This window comes from Nocardia spumae (assembly GCF_020733635.1).
GTDB lineage: Bacteria > Actinomycetota > Actinomycetes > Mycobacteriales > Mycobacteriaceae > Nocardia > Nocardia spumae.
Map to the genome: position 1 here is coordinate 3,456,667 of NZ_JAJFZL010000001.1, position 16,947 is coordinate 3,473,613.

Consider the following 16,947-nt stretch of genomic DNA (forward strand, 5'->3'; position numbering starts at 1 on the left):
GATGGTGGCACACATCACAACCCAGGGGAACGGGCGGGGGGCGTGTCGGCTCAGGCCGCGGTTGATTCAGCCGGGTCGCTTGCGCGCGCCCGGCCTACCGCCTCGGCCAGTCGAGCCGTACACGAGCCGCAGCCGGGTTTCCAGCCACAGGCCTTCTTGACTTGTCTGGTCGAACAGGCGCCGGCGGCGACACAGGTGTGCACGTCTGCTTCGGAGACGGCATTGCAGATGCAGATGTACACGGTCGGCCTCGGAATGCTCTGAACGACAACAACGGGGGGTCGAGTGGGAGGTAAGCCTCGCCTAAAGAGGTAACCCTTGCCTAAGGTAGCACCCCGGTGGCGGGGGTTGTCAATGCCTGGGTGCGTGTCGTCGCGACCGGGTCAGGAGCCGATCCCCGTCGGTTGCCGGAAAGTCCTGCGGTAGGCGATCGGGGCCACACCCAGGCGGGTGCGCAGATGGTGACGCAGCGACGCCGCGGTGCCCATTCCGGCCGCCCGGGCGACCTCGTCCACCGTCAGCCCGGTCGTCTCCAGGAGGTGTCGGGCATGGCGCAGCCGCTGGTGCTGGACCCACGTGCCGGGCGCCATACCGGTCTCGGCCTTGAAGCGCCGGGTGAAGGTCCGCACGCTCATCCTGGCGTGACCGGCCAGTGTGCTCACATCCAGCTCCCGGTCGAGCCGGCTCAGCGCCCACTCACGGGTGGGGCCCGTGCCATCGGTGCCGGGGTCGGGCACCGACTGCTCGATGAACTGGGACTGGCCGCCGTCGCGCCACGACGGCACCACGCAGTAGCGGGCCGCCCGATTCGCCGCGGCACTGCCGTGATCGCCGCGCACCAGATGCAGGCACAGATCGACACCGGCGGCCAGACCCGCTGCGGTGCAGATGTTCCCGTCCTCCACGAAGAGTAGATTCTCGTCGAGCCGGACGGACGGATACAGGGCGCGGAAGGTATCGGCGTAGGCCCAGTGCGTGGTGGCGCGACGGCCGTCCAGCAGTCCGGCCGCGGCCAGGACGAAGGCGCCCGTGCAGATCGACACGATCCGCGCGTCCGGGCGAATGCGCTCGAGCGCCTGCCGGACCGGCGGTGAGAGCGTGCCGTCGGCGCGGGCGGCGGGCAGGCGGGTGCCGGGCACGATCACCGTGTCGGCGTCGGCGAGGAGTTCCGGGCCGTGCTCGGGTACCACCGAATAGCCCCCGGTGGCGGCGATCGGGGTGCGATCGATCCCGCAGATGCGCACGTCGTAGTAGGGATTGCCGGCCGGGTCGGTGGCCGCGCCCAGCACGGTCGGGGGAATCGTCATATCGAAGCCGACGATCGGTTCCAGGGCCAGCACCGCCACCGAATGGGGTCGCACCGTCGTCGCCTCCTCGTATCCGGCCGATGGAATGGCTGAATCTTTACGCATTATGGCATTCATGCCACTCGTCGGTGGTGCCGGGATTCGGGACGATCTGCCGGTGACCGAAATTCGCCTGTCCGACCACCCCTCCACCGCGGCGCCGCGGCCGGTGAGCCGATGGCCGCATCCCGCGTGGATCGTCGCCGCCGTCGGCTTCGTCGCACTGCTCGGCGCGGCCGCCTTCCGCTCGGTACCGAGTGTGCTGCTCGAGCCGCTTCACGAGGAATTCGGCTGGTCGCACGGCACCATCGGCGCCGCGGTGTCGGTGAATATGCTCCTGTACGGGGTGATCTCGCCGTTCGCCGCCGCGCTCATGGACCGGTTCGGGATCCGGTGGGTGGTGGCCTGTGCGCTGGTGCTGGTGGCCGCGGGCAGCGGATCGACCGTCCTCATGACCCAGCCGTGGCAGTTGATGGTGACCTGGGGGCTGCTGGTGGGCGTCGGGGTGGGATCGATGTCGATGCCGTTCGTCGCCACCATCACCGGGCGCTGGTTCGTCCGGCATCGAGGCCTGGTGACCGGTGTGCTGACCGCCGCCGGCGCCACCGGACAGCTGGTGTTCCTGCCGCTGATCTCGATGCTCGCTCGCGATCACGGCTGGCGGGTTCCCGCGTTGGTGGTCGCCGCGACGGCACTGGCGGTGGTGCCGCTGGTGGTGCTGTTCATCCGCGACTTCCCCAGCGATATCGGGCGTGGGGCCTACGGCGCCGCGGCCGACGACGACAGCGGGACGCGCACCGCGGCGGCGGGCGGGGCGATGCGGGCGATCACGGTCCTGAGCACCGTCCTGCGCCGGCCCGTATTCTGGCTGCTGGCAGGCGGTTTCGCCATCTGCGGGGCCTCGACCAACGGACTGGTAGGCACCCATTTCGTCAGTGCCGCACACGATCACGGCATGCCGCCGACCACGGCCGCCGGTCTGCTGGCCACCGTCGGCATCTTCGACGTCGCCGGCACCGTCGCCTCGGGCTGGCTCACCGACCGGATCGGATCCCGGTACCTGTTGACCACCTACTATGCGCTGCGCGGTCTGTCGCTGCTGATCCTGCCGGCGCTGTTCGCACCCGACGTGCGGCCGAGCATGTGGATGTTCATCGTGTTCTACGGACTGGATTGGATCGCGACGGTGCCGCCGACAGTGGCGCTGTGCCGCGCGCACTTCGGCGCGGACGGGCCCATCGCCTTCGGCTGGGTGTTCGCCTCCCATCAGATCGGGGCCGCGATCGCCGCCTCCGGCGCGGGAATCATCCGCGACCTGCAGGGGAGTTATCAGCTGGCCTGGTACCTCGCGGGCGGCCTGTGCGCGGTGGCCGCGGTGATGTCGCTGAGCATTCGCCAACCCTCTCCGCAGCGGACGCCGGAGCAGTAGAGTTCTGATCCCGGCTCCACCGTTCCCCGATGAGGGAGGTTGTGCAGTGCCCGCGGTTTCACCCTCTGTACGGATTCGCCCCCAGCAGTTGTTCGGAGCGGTGATCGGTGTCGTCGTCGTGGTCGGTGCGTGCGGCTGCGGGTCGTCGTCGGCACCCGCGGCCTCGAGCACCTCGGCCGCGCCGGCCACCACCACCGCGGCCGGGGTCCGTCCACTGGACCAACCGGCGCTGGAGGGCATCATCGCCCCGCTGGCACGGCAGTGGTCGGTGCCGGGCGTGGTGGCGCTGGTGCGCACGCCCGCCGGCGATATCGGGGCCGCGTACGGCACCCGGACCTTCGGCGGCGGCCCGGCGGTCACCCCGGCCGACCGCGTCCGCGTCGGCTCCCTCACCAAGACCTGGACCGGCACGGTGATCCTGCAGCAGGCACAGGAAGGCAAACTGGCACTCGACGATCCGGTATCGAAATTCCGCCCCGATGTGCCAGGGGGACAGGCGATCACGATCGCCGAACTGCTCGATATGCGCAGCGGCTTGTACAACTACAGCGAAACCCGCGAGCTCGCCGAGGCGATGGATGCCGATCCGGGCCGGGTGTGGCAGCCCGAAGAGCTACTCGCCATGGCCTATTCGCATCCGCCCTACTTCCCGCCAGGGCAGGGGTATCACTACTCCAACACCAACACCGTCCTGCTCGGGCTCATCGCCGAACAGGTGGACGGCACACCGCTCGAGCAGATTCTGCAGAATCGGCTGTTCGGGCCACTCGGCCTGCGCGGCACCTCGTTTCCGCCCCGGACCTCCGCGGCGATACCCGATCCGCATCCGCAGGGCTACATGTACGGCACCAATGTGCTGACGATGGGTTCGCCCCCGGCGTTACCACCCCGGATGCAGGCCGAGGTCAAGGCGGGCACGCTCCTGCCGAACGACCGGACCGCCGACAATCCGTCCTGGGGCTGGGCGGCCGGCGCCGGCATCTCCACGGTCGCCGATCTCGCCACCTGGGTGGAGGCGCTGGCCGGAGGCAAGGTGCTCGGCCCTCAGATGCAGGCGACACGTATGGCGAGTCTGCGGCCGACCGATCCGGCCAACCCGCCCGAAGCGCCGCAGTACGGGTTGGCGATCGCGAAATTCGGTGCGCTGTACGGACATACGGGTGAGTTGCCCGGCTTCAACGCCTTCGCCGGCGCCGACCCGGTGCACAAGGTGACCGTGGTGGTGTGGGCCAATCTCGAACCCACCGCCGACGGGCACGCCGCGGCGAGCGAGATCGCCAAGGAGATCATCGGGCGGCTCTACGCCCCGGGCGCCTCGACCACCTCGCCCACACCCACCCGCTAGCGGGCCGAAGCGCTCATCTCCTCGTGCAGCAACAGTTCGGCATCCATGTCCGTATTAATGCCGGATGCAAGTTTCGATCCAGTACCGTCGATCTGGTTACCAGTCGGCAAATGACCGGCCGTAGCCAGCCGTGCCGGCACCAGCGTCGTGTGCGCCGGTCACGGCCCTCACCCCACGCGTCGTGCGGGACAACGAAGGAGGATCGAAGTGCTGCACACCGACATCCCGACCCGCCGCGAGATCGAGGCCCTCGCCGAACGGACCGGCCCCTGGTCGGTGTCGATCTATCTGCCGACCGAGGCGGTCACCGCGAACCCGGAGGCGAATCGGATCGCGTTCGGCAACCAGGTGCGCACGGCGGCCGAACTCATCACCGACGCACCCAGCCGGATGGCGGTCGAGGATCAGCTCGACGATCTCACCGACGATGAGGACTTCTGGCGCTACCAGTCGCACACCCTCGTCGTACACGTCACGCCGCAGCGGATGTGGACCTTCCGCATCCCCAATCGGCTCGGCGCCGCGGTGACGGTATCGGACCGGTTCCTGCTCAAACCGCTGTTGCGGGCGATCACCTTCCCGCAGAGCGCTTTCGTACTGGCGCTGGCCGAGGGCTCGGCCCGGCTGGTGGAGGTCACCCCGGACCGTGCCGCCGAGGACGTGTCGGTGCCCGATATGCCCCGTGACGCCGCCGATTTCGCCAACAAGTCCTCAATCGGCGATCGGTCGCCGAAGCGGCGGCTGACCGGCAGCGAGGGGAAGAAGGTGCTGGTGCGCCAGTACGCGCGCGGCGTCGACCGGGCGTTGCGCGACATTCTGTCCGGGCGCGACATTCCGCTGATCCTGGCCGCACCCGAGCCGATCGACGGGATCTACCGCTCGGTGGCCAGCTACGGTGAACTGCTCGACGACGGCATACCGGGAAATCCCGAACACCTGTCGGATCAGGAGCTGGCCGACCGGGCCCGCCACATTCTCGACGGTCACTACGCCGCGCAGCTCGCCGACCTGCGCGAACTGTTCGACAAGCGCCGCGGCGAGGCCCGCGCCACCACCGATCTGGCCGAGATCGCTCGCGCCGCCACCTTCGGTATCGTGCAGACCCTGCTGGTCGACATCGACACCGCCGTACCGGGAACGGTCTCACCCGAGACCGGGGCGATCGAATACGGGCCCGAATCCGAGACCGAGATTCCGGGAATCGCCGACGAGATCGCACGCCGGGCACTGTTGTCGGGCGCCCGGGTGCTGGCGGTGCGCGCATCCGATATCCCCGAAGAGGCCGTGGCCGCGGCCATCCTTCGCTATTCCATGTAGGCCCGTGGGCGGCTTCAGGCCAGAAACGGCGTGACGCGCGCGAGCAGTGCGTCGGGCCGATCGAGCGGAACGATATGGCCGCACTCCGGAATCAGATGGCCGGCGACGGCATCGGCGATGGTCGCCAGCTGCCGATGGAGAGCGTCGCCGACCGCCCCGGCGCCCACCGCCAGCGTCGGAACCGTCAACGCGGCCGCCGTGGTCGCCGCCGACAGTTGGCGGGCGGTCTCCGGCAGCGCCCGGTAATAGGCGAAGCCGCCGCGCAGTGCGTCGGTGCCGGTGTATGCCCGGAGCAGATGTGCGCGCAGGGTGGGGTCGATACTGTCGCGCTGCCGCGTTCCGCTGGTGAGGAACCAGTCGATGTAGTCGGCCTCGTGTCCGATCAGGACGTTCTCGGCCAGGCCCGGCACCGCGTGGAAGCCGAACCACCAGGGCGGGCCGGTGGCGAGGAATTCCTCGGCGCCGGGCAGATCGCCCAGCAGCGATTCCATCACGACCAGGCGCTCCACCCGGTCGGGGTGGCGCAGTGCGGTCAGTACCGCCGCCGGGACCGAGACGTCGAGGGCCATGAGTGCGGCTCGTCCGATGCCGAGCCGATCGAGCAGGCCCACGATATCGGCGGCGACGGTGCCGGCGTCGTAGCCGTGGGCGGGGCGGCTGCTCTCACCCAGCCCGCGCAGATCCGGGGCGACGATGCGGTGTGCGCGAGCGAGTTCGGGCGCCACCCGATGCCAGATGTGGCGAGTGTGCGGCCAGCCGTGCAGCAGAACCAGCGGTGGCCCGGATCCGGCGATCGTCACCGCCAACTCCGCGGAACCGGTGGTGACACGGACTGTTTCGGTGCGCAGCGGGGAGGTGTCGAACACGCGGAACTCCTTCGGTGACTGTTGGATACCAGCTAACCGATGGTGATCTGTGGTGCACAAGAAGGCAACGTCGCGAAACCTGGTATCTCGCGGGTAACCATCGCGCCGTCGTGAGCGGTCAGTCGATCGGCGGCGACTGCGAGATCCCGTTGATGCGCATCGCCTTGTTCCGGGTGAGCTGGGCATCGACGACCGCGCCGAGCAGAATCGCGAAGTTGGTGAGCCACAACCACATCAACAGGACCACGGCGGCCGCCAGGGATCCGTACACGCGATCGAGCGAATCGAAATGGGCCGCGTAGATCGCCAGTCCCGCCGACCCGGCGATCCAGATCGCCACTGCCAGCACACTTCCGGAGGTGAGCCAGCGCAGTCGCTGCCCCTCGGTATTCGGCGCGACCCGATACAGCAGTGCCAGCGCGATGCTCACCAGCACCGCCAGCACCGGCCATTTCACGATCGACCACACGAAAAGACCCGCCGAACCCACCCCGAGGCGGTTGCCGATGTGTTCGGCGACTTCCGGGGTGACCGCGAAACCCAGCACGGTGACCACGACGGCGGCGACCATCATCAGGCCCAGGGCCAGCCGCAGCGGCAGCGTCGTCCACGCCGATCGGCTCTCCCGGACACCGTAGAGCGCGTTGGCCGCCCGGATGAAGGCGCCGAGGTAGGTCGACACCGTCCAGAACGCCGACAGCAGGCCCGCGATCGCCATCGGTCCCGACAGCGACTTCACCGACTCGAGGTGGCGGATCGAATCGGAGATGAGCGTCGTTCCGTCGCCGGGACCGAGCCGTCCGGCGGCCCCCGCCAGCGAGTCCGCGGGTACCGGGCCCGCGAGGCTCAGCGCCACGATGGCGATCAGCAGCGCCGGAAACAGCGACAACATGCTGTAGTACGTCAATGCCGCTGCCCAGTCGGACAATTCGTCCGACCATGCCGCGCGCACCGTGCGCAGCAGCACCCTGACCTCGGTCCGGCGAAACATCCGATACCGCAGGCTGGGCTCCGACCCGACCGCCACTCTCGTCACCTCCGAAGAACAACTCTTCCGATCCGGGCGCACAGCCTCGGCCGCCCGCATCTCGCCCGCACCCCATCGTCGCGCGGGCACCACCGTAAGGGCGGGGTGAGCGCCGGTGTCATCCGGGCGGCCGAGTGTGGCGGGCGCACCGGGATCGGCGGGGCATCAAGGTGTTTCGAAGCTTCGCTGTTTCACCCTGAGAATGCCGGGTATCACGCTGTTCACGTGGCGCGATATCGCTGAATTCCACCGATCGGAATTCGACGCGCGGCAAGGATAGAGGTGTTTGGCATGATCGTTCTCGGAGTTGTTCTCCTTGTTCTCGGTTTCCTCTTCGGAATCCCGATTCTGTGGACCCTGGGCATCATCGCGGTCGTGGTGGGCGCGATCCTCGCGCTGCTCGGCACGCTGGGCCGCCCGGTGGGTGGCCGCGCTCACTATTTCTAGCCGGGCCGATTCGCAGACAGCCGGACTGCGCGTGCACCGCGCCTCCGAAATATCGAGAAGTGGTGCCGGAAAGGTCTTTCCGGCACCACCTGAGGAACAGGCGGAATGTCGATGATCATCCAATCCGGTCGAGTCTGGATCTGCGCGGTGGCGACCCTCGGCGCGGTGCTGGGGACAGGCGCTTGCGCGACCTCCACCGAGCCGACCCAGCCCGGCGCCTCCCAGTCCGCCGATACCGGCGTGGATCCGACGATCACCCCCACGGCGGCGTCGGACCTGTGCCAGAAGCTGCAAAGTCATGTCGAGGGCTGGCGGGGTAAGGACGCCGTTCTGGTCAAGACCCAATTCAACGGCGTGGTGCAGGAGTGGGCGGCGCGCAACAACGGGATCAATATCGCGGTCGTGCGGAACCGCGACGTGATCGACAAAACGACCACCGCAACCTGTCCGCAGGTGCGCACGGACACGCTGGTTGCGACGGGCACAACGGATCTGGCCTCCGCGCTCGCCGGTTTCTGAGGTGCGGCCGGGCCGGCGCCCCGACCGCGCACCGGCCCGGGTCTCGGTCGATAATTCGATGGTGACGGAGAGCCTCGTACCCGGAGAATCGCAGTGACGCCGAGCCCGGACGTCACCGGTCGGCAGGGCGACCTGTTCGATCCCAGCTGTCCGACCCGCGACCTGCTGGACCGGATCGGGACCAAATGGACCTCGATGACGATCAAGATCCTCGCCGAGAGATATCCGGCGGAGGTGCGATTCGGCGAGTTGCGCCGGGCGATGACCGGGGTCTCGCAGAAGATGCTGTCGCAGACGCTGCGGGGCCTGGTCGCCGACGGTCTGGTCACCCGGCGCGTGGAGTCGACGGTGCCGCCGCAGGTGCATTACGGGCTCACCGAACTCGGCCTGTCGCTGGAGGTTCCGCTCGCGGCACTGCGAGCCTGGGCGCAGGCGCATATGGCCGAGGTCGATGAGCATCGCGCCGGCGATCGCGCGGAGGCGGGGCAGAGGTAACGACCCGAGTCGTGGGGGAGCCGCTCGGTTCCGCGGTTCGGGATGGTCGGTGGGCGTGTGGACGATGTCGTGGTAGACGGTCTCGTCCGCGGCGTCGAGGTGGACGCGGTAGGTGAATTCCTTGTCGTCGAGGGTGACGATGTCGACGACGCGGCGGAAGCGTTCGTGTCCCGCATCGTCTTTCGCGACCGGAGTGCGGGTCCTGCCGTCGGGGGAGACCGACCGGTCGCCGCGCATCTTCGGTGAGTTGTGGAGGTCGACCATGGTGAAGGTGCCGTCGGATTCGAAGTAGGCGAAGCCGACATAGCCGGCGACGGCAGTCTCCTCGAGGGCGACGGACCGGCCGTGGGAGTCCTTGGCGGCGGTGGACTCCCAGGGGGTGGCGGCCAAGGTCGCCGCCGGGGTGCGGGGTGTCACCGCCGCCGCGGCGGTGCCGGAGACGGGCGCGGGTGTCGTGGCCGCGTCGGCCCCGTGATCGTCGGTGTTGCCGCATGCCGCGAGCACACCGACCGCGGCGAGCGTCGCGAAGACGGGAGCGACCCGGGATTCCGCGCGGGCCTTCGGGGCGGGGCAGCTGGTGGCTGGTGCGATGGGTGGTCTCGGCCCGTGATCAGGCTCCGTAGCCCGGTTCGGTTGGGCGCGTGGTGATCTCGGGTTCCCGCGGACCCTGGTCGAGTCGGAACGGTGGATAGTCGTCACACATCAGCGACGCGTAGGCGCGCACGCGCAGGATCCACCGGTTCACCCCGACGACGAACGCGAACAGTCCGCCCGGATAGCGGCCGGTGAACAGCAGTGCGATCGCGGCGATGAGGACCAGGATGAACAGCAGGGGAATCCACACCATGACGGTGCCGTCGTCGTCGCCACCCCAGGTCCGGGATCCGCCGACGAACGCCCACACGATCAGATACTGAGGTATCGCCAGCAGCCACCATTTGATCAGGACCAGGCCGCGGTGCAGATGCTCCGGATACCCGACGTCGAGATCGGCCGGATAGTTCTCGTCGGGCCGCAGGCTGAACGGCGGGTACCGGTCGGTGCCCAGCGCCGAGAGCGCGTAGAACCGAACCCGCCACGACCACCGCAGGACGCCGACGTTGAAATCGAACAGGCCCCGCGGATAGCGCCCGGTGACGAGGATGGCGAAGAACGCGATGATCGTCACCACGCCGTAGGCGATGTGCAGGAAGAACAGCACGATGTAGTGCGGAATGGCCAGGAACCACTTCACGATCCACTGCCAGCGCGACAGCGCGGGATCCAGATCGCCGCGCACACGGACCGGATAGTGCGATGCCTCGGGTTGCATGTCACGCTCCTCTCGGCGGCCGCGGCTGCTCGGTGAGACGCGGCGGACGGTAACGATTGTTTCGCACGAATCCGCCCCGGTCGGGCAATTCGCGCCGACACGCGGAGTGGGGGCGGACGGTGGGAATAGCGGGGTACGGCATCGAGGTTCGGCTCCTACATGCAGATCGGAGTCAACACCTTCCTGACCGACGAGGGCATCGCCCCCCCGGGTCCTCGGCCCGGCGCTCGAGGAGCGTGGGTTCGAATCGCTGTTCTTGGCCGAACATTCCCACATTCCGGCCAGCCGGGAGTCGCCGTATCCCGGTGGTGGGGAACTGCCCCGGGTGTACTACCGCACGCTGGATCCATTCGTCGCGCTGGCCGCGGCGGCGACAGTGACCGAACGGCTCGTGCTGGGCACGGGGGTGACCCTGCTGGTGCAGCGCGATCCGATCCACACCGCCAAGGAGGTGGCCACCCTCGACCACCTGTCGAACGGGCGCGTGGTCTTCGGTGTCGGCGTCGGCTGGAACCGGGAGGAGATGGCCGATCACGGTACCGATCCGCGCACCCGGGGCGCCCTGCTCGACGAGCAGCTGGCGGCCATCCGGGCGATCTGGACTCAGGATCTGGCCGAGTATCACGGCCGGTTCGTCGATTTCGATCCGATCTTCGCCTGGCCCAAGCCGGTTCAGCGGCCGCATCCGCCGATCTTCGTCGGTGGCGGTGCGGCGGCGGCGCAGCGGGCTGTCCGCCTCGGTCTGGGTTGGATACCCAACGGTGTGGCCGACGCGGCGGAGGTGCCGGCACAGCTCGCGGTGCTCGGTGACAGCGACACCCCGGTCGCGATCACGCCGGTGGCGCCGGATCCCGCGGTGCTCGATGCCTACGCCGCGGCCGGAGTGGTGCGGGTGACCCTGTCGCTGCCGACCATGCCGGAATCGGAGACGCTGCGAGCCCTCGACGAGTTCGCCGCGCTCGCACAGCCGTACCTGAGCTGAGGCAGGTCCGTCGCGACGGCGCCGCGCGCACTACAGACGTGCGCGCGGGCCGGCCGCGATCGCCTGGCGCGGCAGATCGGAGGAGGCGTTGACCACGCCGGGGCCCAGATAGTAAGCGGCCGAGGATTCGTCGGGCCGATGTTTTTCGGCGCCACCGACGTTGCCGCGCCGGACGGTCACCAATTCCTCGGTTTCCAGAAATGCGCGGCGATTCCCGGATCGACGGAGAGCTGACGCCGAATTCCATGACCAGCTGATCCTGGGTGGGCAGTCGGTAGTCGTCGTCGCCGGACAGAATGCGGGTCCGCAGCTCGGAGGCGACCGTTTCGGCCGTGGAGGCCCACATTGCGCTCGATCCGACGCCCGGCTTATCGGCCGGGTCTGTCTGCGAGCGGTCCGCGTGGATGGGTGAGGCCGGCTGTCGGCGCCGTTCAGACGGTCGTGTCGGCCATATCTACCTGGCGGCGCGCGTCGGCGACGGCGGTGACGACGCAGGTGCCCAGCCGTCCCTGCCGGTCGTAGAGCGTGGCGGTGCCGACCGCGACGCCATCGGACGAAATATGGTCCTGGGCGTGTAATCCCAGCTCGTGGCCGCGCGGCAGCCGGGTGAGGGTGAGCGTCATATCGCTGTTGATGTAGCCGACGCCTTCGGTGCCCCAGTGGCACACCAGATTGGTGGTGTCGCCGAGAAAGGCGGCGCGCTGGAACGGTGAGATCTGCTCCCCGTCCACCAACGCCGGAAGGTTCTGCCAGCACGATTTGCGCTCGCCGTTCTGCGCGGCGGCGAAATCGCCGGACCACTCACCGTCTCCGCATTTGAACAGCGGCGGCTGACCGGTCGGCTCATCGAGACGGATATCCGGGACCGGCAGGTCCGGGTCGGCCTGCCACACCTGCCCCGGCGGCTGCTGCGCCACGGCCAGATACATCACCGAGGCCCGCACCCGGATCCGGTCCTGCTGCTCGATCCAGGCGTCCGCGACCCGCACCCGGGTGCCCTCGCGCACCACCGTGCTGTGCACCGTGAGCGGTTCGTCGCGGACGGGGCGGAACAGGTCCACGGTGAGTCGCGCGGGTATGAAACCGGCTTCCGGGCAGTGGGTTTCGAGTTCACGGGCCAGCAGCCCGCAGATCGCCGGTCCCGCGACCTGGCCGGGTGACCACCTGCTCACGGCGATGTCGCTCGCGACCAGTCCGCTGTCCGTGCGGCGGAAGAATGCCACCATCGTCCTCGGTCCTCTCGTTCCCGACTTTGGATTAGAACACGTTATAGGAATCGGCCCCGGGCCGCCGCACCGGTCTGCGGGTGGCCCGGCGATCCTCCGAGGGTGAAGTGTCGCGTGCCGGCGCCGAGGTGTTCGTCGAGTTCAGCGCGGGGATCACCGCCGGACAGGTATCGCCGGCGGTGGCGGGGGTGATTGCCCCGGGGTGACGGAAGGCACGGATTGTGCATAGGGTGATGTGCATAAGGTGACGTGAACGACGCTCACAGCCCGACCGATGGAGAGAAGACCGTGAAGACCAGACTGGGCTGCCCCTGTGGTGAACAGATCGTCGGAACCGATGAGGACGACCTCGTCGAGAAGACCAAGCAGCATCTGGCGGAGAACCACCCCGGCCACGACTACTCACGCGAGGAAATCCTCTTTCTCGCCTATTGATCGCCGGTCGGGTACCGCATGGGCGCATAGTTCGCCCATCCGGTATCGGGCCGGTTGAACCAGCCGGCCGAGGCGCTGGTGCCGCCGTCGGGATGCAGGGTCGTCCCGGTCAGATGGGCGGACAGTGCGGAGGGTACTCCGGCGGAACCGCTGGGCCGGCCCAAAGGTGTGCGTATACCGTTGCCCGCCACTGCTGATGCCGCGCGACTTCGTCCCGCCCGCACACGATGTCGGCCCGCCGCGCGCCATCCGGGCGCTGGATCCGGGAGCGGACGCTGCCGGTCCTCGCCACCGTCGGGGCCCGACACGAATTCGAAATCCTCGCAACGCCTTTCGTCCTCACCGGTATCGGCGAGCAGATCGATCGCGGCGTAGCGCGGCTGCGCCTGCCCGGCGCTCTACGCCTCCACCCCCGCCTATCGGCCGCTGTTCGAATTGCACGGCTGGGTTCGGCACAATGCCGGGCTGACCCTGTTGTCGAAGGTCGGACAGTGGGACCGGATGGCGGAATCGATCAGCGACGAGATGATCGAAGCCTTCGCCATGGTCGCCCCGGTGTCCGAGGTGCCCGAGCAGCCGGCGCGGCGCTACGGCGGCCTGATCACCCGCCTGTCGTTCGCACCCCCGGCCGGTCTTGCCGCCGAGGAGGTGGCGGATCTGGCGTGCGAGATCCGCCGCGCGTGCGCTCGGGAAGTCGGCGATCGGAACACGAGCCCGCCGCGCCGCGCGGAATTCGCGCCCGATCGCTCCATCGACAGGACAATCCATCCATGAGCACACCCGATGACTGGAACACTGGGATCATCAACGAGTTCCGGGCCAACGAGGGTCGCGTAGGCGGCCCGTTCGAAGGCGCCCCGATGCTCCTCGTCCACCATCGCGGCCGCAAGAGCGGCCGCGAACTGATCACCCCCATGTTGTATCTGCCCGATGAACACCATCCGGACGTGATCTACGTCTTCGCCAGTAAGGCCGGCGCCCCGACCAACCCCGCCTGGTACTACAACCTCACCACCGCGGGGACCGCGGACGTCGAACGCGGCACCGAGAAATACCCGGTCACCGTCGAGGAGATCACCGGTGAACCCCGTGATCGGATCTTCGCCGAACAAGCTCGCCGATATCCGGGTTTCGCCGGCTACGCCGAGAAGACCGCCGGGATCCGGACCATTCCGGTACTCGCCCTGCGTCGTAGTTGATCCGCTGCCGCGCGGCGCTGGAACCGGCGGCGCCGAGGCCGTGGCAGGCGGTCGAGTCGAGGACGGCTCACCCCGGGGCGAACGAGACCTCCGGCCGCGGCCACGGCTGCCCGTCGAGTCGCTCGATGTCGGTGTTGAGCTGGCGCGGGAAGGCCGCGAACTCGGTGACCTCGGCGGCCGGCCAGTCGCGCAGCACCCACCCGGATGATGACCCACGCCAATCAGCTCGAGACGCCGTTCGAGATCGTGAACTACTTCGCCGGGCTGCCCCGGACCTATGAGCGCACACAGGATCTCGGCATCATCGAAGACCGGGGTGATACCGTTCCGCCAGTTGGGAACACCTGTCCGGACGGCAGTTTCGACCGGCGGGGGAGAAGGAGGCCGCGATGGACCGGTCTCTGGTCGCGCCCGAACATCCGTTCCCGGCTCCGCTCGAGGACTGCTGGATCGCATGGATGTGGCTGCGGCGCAACGCCGCTCGTTTCGACCTGGATCCCGCTCGGGTGGTGCTCGGCGGACAGAGCGCGGGCGGGGACTGGCCGCCTGCCTGTGTCAGCGGTTGATATCCGGGCGGAGCACCCGCCCGGCCGCCCTGTGGCTGAGCGCGCCGATGCTCGACGACCGCACCGCTCTGCGTCGGGAGCTGGACGCGGTGAATCATCCGGTCTGGTCCAACCGCCACAACCGATTCGGCTGGCGCAGCTATCCGAGTGTGCCGCCCGGCGATCGGCCGGTGCCGGAGTTCGCGGTGGCGGCCCGGCGCGACGACCGCGCCGGCGGGCCGCCGACGTGGATCGGGGTGAGAACGGTCGATCTGTTCCACGATGAGGATGTGGCCTACGCGCGGCGACTGCGGGCCGCCGGGGTGGCGGTCGAGATCGATGTCGTACCCGGCGCACCGCACGGTTTCGACAGCTGGGCTCCCGGCGCGGGAATTGCCCGCGGCTACCGCGCACGGGGCAGGAGGTGGCTGGCGGCGACGATGGGACTGGCACCACCGGCCCGGCAGGGCTGGTAGCGACCGGGTGGCACGGAGCCGGTGAACGGTTGCCGGGCTGCGGTTACAGTCGGCTCATGTGTCGTGAACCTCTGGCCCTGCCGTCGGCCGACTGGCGGAATTGGCTCGACGATCATGTGCGCGAGGGGCTTCGGTCCGCGGCGCGGGCGTTGGACCGATTGAAAGACGGAACTGTTCGCGACACCGCCGCGGTGCTCGAGTTGTGGAACGACGCCGATATCGCGCTGCGTGGCGCCGGTTCCGCGGCACATCTGTTCGGTGAGGTCCACCCCGACCCCGATCTGCGTCTGCTGGCCGACGAGCTGGTCCGACAGGTCGATCGGGCCACGACCGACCGCGATCTCGACCGCGCGCTTCACGACATCGTCGCGGCCACCGGCACAGCGGGGGCCGACGAATCGATGCTGCGCGTGCGCGAGCACATTCTGCGGGACTTCCGGCGCAGCGGTGTGGATCGCGACGACCGGACCCGGGCCAGGTTGCGCGACATCTCCGAACGGCTCACCACCCTGGAACAGGAATTCGGGCGGACGATACGCGAAGACGTGCGCACCGTTCGGCTCACCCGGGAGCAACTCGACGGGCTGCCGGGCGATTTCATCGCCGATCATCGACCCGCCGAGGACGGACTCGTCGCGGTGACCACCGACTATCCGGACTATCTGCCGGTGCGCACCTACGCTCGGGACGCCCGCGCCCGCCGCGATCTCACGGTCGCCTTCGAGTCGCGCGGCTGGCCGGCCAACGACTCGGTCCTGCACGAGATGGTCGACCTTCGTGACGAGAAGGCCCGGTTGCTGGGATACGGCGGGTGGCCCGATTACGACGCGGAGGTCAAGATGATCGGCAGCGGGAGCGCGATCGGCGAATTCATCGAGCGGATCGCGGGTGCCGCCGCGGCGGCCGGCGGGCGCGATCTCGACGCGTTGCTCGAGCGGCGCCGCGCGGACGAGCTCTCCGCCACGACTATCGACCGCGCCGAAGTCGCCTACTACACCGAGCTGGTCCGGCGGGAACGGTTCGGCGTCGACGCGCGGGAGGTACGGCGGTACTTCGACTTCCGGCGCGTGCGGGACGGCCTGCTCGAGGTCACCGGCCGCTTGTTCGGCCTCGAGTACCGGCCCGTCGAGGTGCCGCGCTGGCATGAGGATGTCGCCGTCTACGACGTCTACGCCGACCGTGAACGACGCGGACGCATCTATCTCGATCTGCATCCACGGGCGGGCAAATACAAGCACGCCGCGCAATTCGACCTCACCGGCGGTATCACCGGCCGGCTGCTGCCCGAGGGGGTGCTGGTGTGCAACTTCTCCCGGGGGCTGATGGAACACCAGCATGTCGTCACGCTGTTCCATGAATTCGGGCACCTGATCCACCACGTGGTCGGCGGGCGGCAGCACTGGGCGCGTTTCTCCGGCGTTGCCACCGAGTGGGATTTCGTCGAGGCGCCGTCGCAAATGCTCGAGGAATGGGCATGGGACGCCACGGTGCTGCAGACCTTCGCCGTCGACGAGACCGGCGCGGTCATCCCCACCGAACTGGTGGAACGGATGCGGGCGGCGAAGGATTTCGGGAAGGGTATCTCGGTGCTGACCCAGGTCGGCTACGCCGAGGTGTCCTACCTGCTGCACCGGGACCGTCCCGCGGACCACAGCCCGATGGTCTTCGACACCGTGGGCCGTCACAACCGGATCGCCGGATTGCCGCACACCCATTTCCAGACCTCGTTCGGGCACCTCGCGGGCTATACCTGCGGGTACTACACCTATCTGTGGAGCCAGGTGATCGCCAAGGATCTGTTCTCCGCCTTCGACCACGGCGATATGTTCGATCCCGCTGTGGCACAGCGCTATCGCGACCGCGTTCTCGCTCCGGGTGGCTCCCGCGACGCGGCCGATCTGGTGGCCGACTTCCTCGGTCGGCCGTTCGCCTTCGATGCGTTCGCGGCATGGCTCGACGACGTCGCGGCCTGACGATTCGG

Annotated in this window: 17 protein-coding genes and 4 pseudogenes; 12 read left to right on the top strand and 9 right to left on the bottom strand. The window is 68.7% G+C overall.

The features are described 5' to 3' along the window. Window positions 1-50: 50 nt before the first annotated feature. On the bottom strand, window positions 51-242 hold the full coding sequence (locus LKD76_RS15445; RefSeq protein ID WP_227982026.1) for a (2Fe-2S)-binding protein: 192 nt from the start codon (window positions 240-242) through the stop codon (window positions 51-53). Between the two features lie 141 nt (window positions 243-383). After that, a complete protein-coding gene (locus tag LKD76_RS15450) occupies window positions 384-1,361 on the bottom strand; it encodes a GlxA family transcriptional regulator (protein WP_227982027.1) in 978 nt (325 codons plus the stop codon). Window positions 1,362-1,413: 52 nt separating this feature from the next. On the opposite strand from LKD76_RS15450, the gene LKD76_RS15455 reads away from it, so the two are divergent. The 3 genes from LKD76_RS15455 to LKD76_RS15465 all read left to right on the top strand — a co-directional run bounded on the left by LKD76_RS15455 (window position 1,414) and on the right by LKD76_RS15465 (window position 5,437). Beyond that, window positions 1,414-2,775, top strand: coding sequence for an MFS transporter (locus LKD76_RS15455; RefSeq protein ID WP_227982028.1), 1,362 nt, complete (start codon window positions 1,414-1,416; stop codon window positions 2,773-2,775). Between the two features lie 46 nt (window positions 2,776-2,821). Further along, window positions 2,822-4,120, top strand: coding sequence for a serine hydrolase domain-containing protein (locus LKD76_RS15460; RefSeq protein ID WP_227982029.1), 1,299 nt, complete (start codon window positions 2,822-2,824; stop codon window positions 4,118-4,120). 207 nt (window positions 4,121-4,327) lie between these two features. Beyond that, the gene (locus LKD76_RS15465) at window positions 4,328-5,437 is read left to right on the top strand and encodes a baeRF11 domain-containing protein (RefSeq protein WP_227982030.1); all 1,110 of its coding nucleotides are present in this window, start codon (window positions 4,328-4,330) and stop codon (window positions 5,435-5,437) included. 14 nt (window positions 5,438-5,451) lie between these two features. Here LKD76_RS15465 and LKD76_RS15470 read toward each other — a convergent pair whose 3' ends face one another. Together LKD76_RS15470 and LKD76_RS15475 are read right to left on the bottom strand one after the other, a co-directional pair. After that, window positions 5,452-6,303: an alpha/beta fold hydrolase gene (locus LKD76_RS15470; protein ID WP_227982031.1), complete on the bottom strand. Its 852-nt coding sequence runs from the start codon at window positions 6,301-6,303 to the stop codon at window positions 5,452-5,454. 118 nt (window positions 6,304-6,421) lie between these two features. Beyond that, complete coding sequence (locus LKD76_RS15475; protein ID WP_227982032.1) at window positions 6,422-7,330, bottom strand: YihY/virulence factor BrkB family protein; 909 nt, start codon at window positions 7,328-7,330, stop codon at window positions 6,422-6,424. Window positions 7,331-7,621: 291 nt separating this feature from the next. Here LKD76_RS15475 and LKD76_RS15480 point away from each other — a divergent pair, with 291 nt between their 5' ends. The 3 genes from LKD76_RS15480 (at window position 7,622) to LKD76_RS15490 (ending at window position 8,791) form a co-directional block, all read left to right on the top strand. Continuing rightward, window positions 7,622-7,777 (top strand): DUF6131 family protein, encoded by a 156-nt coding sequence (locus tag LKD76_RS15480; protein ID WP_227982033.1) that lies wholly within the window; start codon window positions 7,622-7,624, stop codon window positions 7,775-7,777. 105 nt (window positions 7,778-7,882) lie between these two features. Beyond that, on the top strand, window positions 7,883-8,296 hold the full coding sequence (locus tag LKD76_RS15485) for a hypothetical protein (protein WP_227982034.1): 414 nt from the start codon (window positions 7,883-7,885) through the stop codon (window positions 8,294-8,296). Window positions 8,297-8,389: 93 nt separating this feature from the next. Beyond that, window positions 8,390-8,791, top strand: coding sequence for a winged helix-turn-helix transcriptional regulator (locus LKD76_RS15490; RefSeq protein ID WP_227982035.1), 402 nt, complete (start codon window positions 8,390-8,392; stop codon window positions 8,789-8,791). Window positions 8,792-8,884: 93 nt separating this feature from the next. On the opposite strand, the pseudogene LKD76_RS15495 reads toward LKD76_RS15490, so the two are convergent. Both LKD76_RS15495 and LKD76_RS15500 read right to left on the bottom strand, forming a co-directional pair. After that, a pseudogene (locus tag LKD76_RS15495) lies at window positions 8,885-9,208 on the bottom strand (DUF4822 domain-containing protein); the annotation flags it as partial. A 193-nt stretch (window positions 9,209-9,401) separates the two neighbouring features. Next, window positions 9,402-10,103 (bottom strand): DUF4389 domain-containing protein, encoded by a 702-nt coding sequence (locus LKD76_RS15500; protein WP_227982036.1) that lies wholly within the window; start codon window positions 10,101-10,103, stop codon window positions 9,402-9,404. A 159-nt stretch (window positions 10,104-10,262) separates the two neighbouring features. Between LKD76_RS15500 and LKD76_RS15505 the strand changes: the two are divergent. Continuing rightward, window positions 10,263-11,085 (top strand): annotated as a pseudogene (locus LKD76_RS15505) (LLM class F420-dependent oxidoreductase). A gap of 102 nt (window positions 11,086-11,187) precedes the next feature. Here LKD76_RS15505 and LKD76_RS15510 read toward each other — a convergent pair. Continuing rightward, a pseudogene (locus LKD76_RS15510) lies at window positions 11,188-11,431 on the bottom strand (GntR family transcriptional regulator); the annotation flags it as partial. Window positions 11,432-11,516: 85 nt separating this feature from the next. Further along, window positions 11,517-12,311, bottom strand: coding sequence for a thioesterase family protein (locus LKD76_RS15515; protein WP_227982037.1), 795 nt, complete (start codon window positions 12,309-12,311; stop codon window positions 11,517-11,519). 288 nt (window positions 12,312-12,599) lie between these two features. On the opposite strand from LKD76_RS15515, the gene LKD76_RS15520 reads away from it, so the two are divergent. From LKD76_RS15520 to LKD76_RS15530, 3 genes are all read left to right on the top strand, one after another. Next, a complete protein-coding gene (locus tag LKD76_RS15520; protein WP_081769375.1) occupies window positions 12,600-12,746 on the top strand; it encodes a DUF1059 domain-containing protein in 147 nt (48 codons plus the stop codon). A gap of 501 nt (window positions 12,747-13,247) precedes the next feature. Beyond that, the gene (locus tag LKD76_RS15525; RefSeq protein WP_227982038.1) at window positions 13,248-13,520 is read left to right on the top strand and encodes a hypothetical protein; all 273 of its coding nucleotides are present in this window, start codon (window positions 13,248-13,250) and stop codon (window positions 13,518-13,520) included. Next, window positions 13,517-13,945 (top strand): nitroreductase family deazaflavin-dependent oxidoreductase, encoded by a 429-nt coding sequence (locus tag LKD76_RS15530; protein ID WP_227982039.1) that lies wholly within the window; start codon window positions 13,517-13,519, stop codon window positions 13,943-13,945. The genes LKD76_RS15525 and LKD76_RS15530 overlap by 4 nt, the downstream gene beginning before the upstream one ends. Window positions 13,946-14,012: 67 nt before the next feature. On the opposite strand, the gene LKD76_RS31865 is transcribed toward LKD76_RS15530, so the two are convergent. Then, on the bottom strand, window positions 14,013-14,141 hold the full coding sequence (locus tag LKD76_RS31865; protein ID WP_255660091.1) for a hypothetical protein: 129 nt from the start codon (window positions 14,139-14,141) through the stop codon (window positions 14,013-14,015). Window positions 14,142-14,334: 193 nt separating this feature from the next. Between LKD76_RS31865 and LKD76_RS15535 the strand changes: the two are divergent. Then, a pseudogene (locus LKD76_RS15535) lies at window positions 14,335-14,966 on the top strand (alpha/beta hydrolase fold domain-containing protein). Window positions 14,967-15,022: 56 nt separating this feature from the next. Further along, on the top strand, window positions 15,023-16,939 hold the full coding sequence (locus LKD76_RS15540; protein WP_227982040.1) for a M3 family metallopeptidase: 1,917 nt from the start codon (window positions 15,023-15,025) through the stop codon (window positions 16,937-16,939). The last annotated feature ends 8 nt before the right edge of the window (window positions 16,940-16,947 follow it).

Excerpts from the sequence above, each read along its gene's own strand:
- LKD76_RS15455 (WP_227982028.1), top strand. The coding sequence starts at position 1,414 with ATGGCATTCATGCCACTCGTCGGTGGTGCCGGGATTCGGGACGATCTG.
- LKD76_RS15480 (WP_227982033.1), top strand. The coding sequence starts at position 7,622 with ATGATCGTTCTCGGAGTTGTTCTCCTTGTTCTCGGTTTCCTCTTCGGA.
- LKD76_RS15485 (WP_227982034.1), top strand. The coding sequence starts at position 7,883 with ATGTCGATGATCATCCAATCCGGTCGAGTCTGGATCTGCGCGGTGGCG.
- LKD76_RS15500 (WP_227982036.1), bottom strand. The coding sequence starts at position 10,103 with ATGCAACCCGAGGCATCGCACTATCCGGTCCGTGTGCGCGGCGATCTG.
- LKD76_RS15515 (WP_227982037.1), bottom strand. The coding sequence starts at position 12,311 with ATGGTGGCATTCTTCCGCCGCACGGACAGCGGACTGGTCGCGAGCGAC.
- LKD76_RS15525 (WP_227982038.1), top strand. The coding sequence starts at position 13,248 with ATGGCGGAATCGATCAGCGACGAGATGATCGAAGCCTTCGCCATGGTC.
- LKD76_RS15530 (WP_227982039.1), top strand. The coding sequence starts at position 13,517 with ATGAGCACACCCGATGACTGGAACACTGGGATCATCAACGAGTTCCGG.
- LKD76_RS15540 (WP_227982040.1), top strand. The coding sequence starts at position 15,023 with ATGTGTCGTGAACCTCTGGCCCTGCCGTCGGCCGACTGGCGGAATTGG.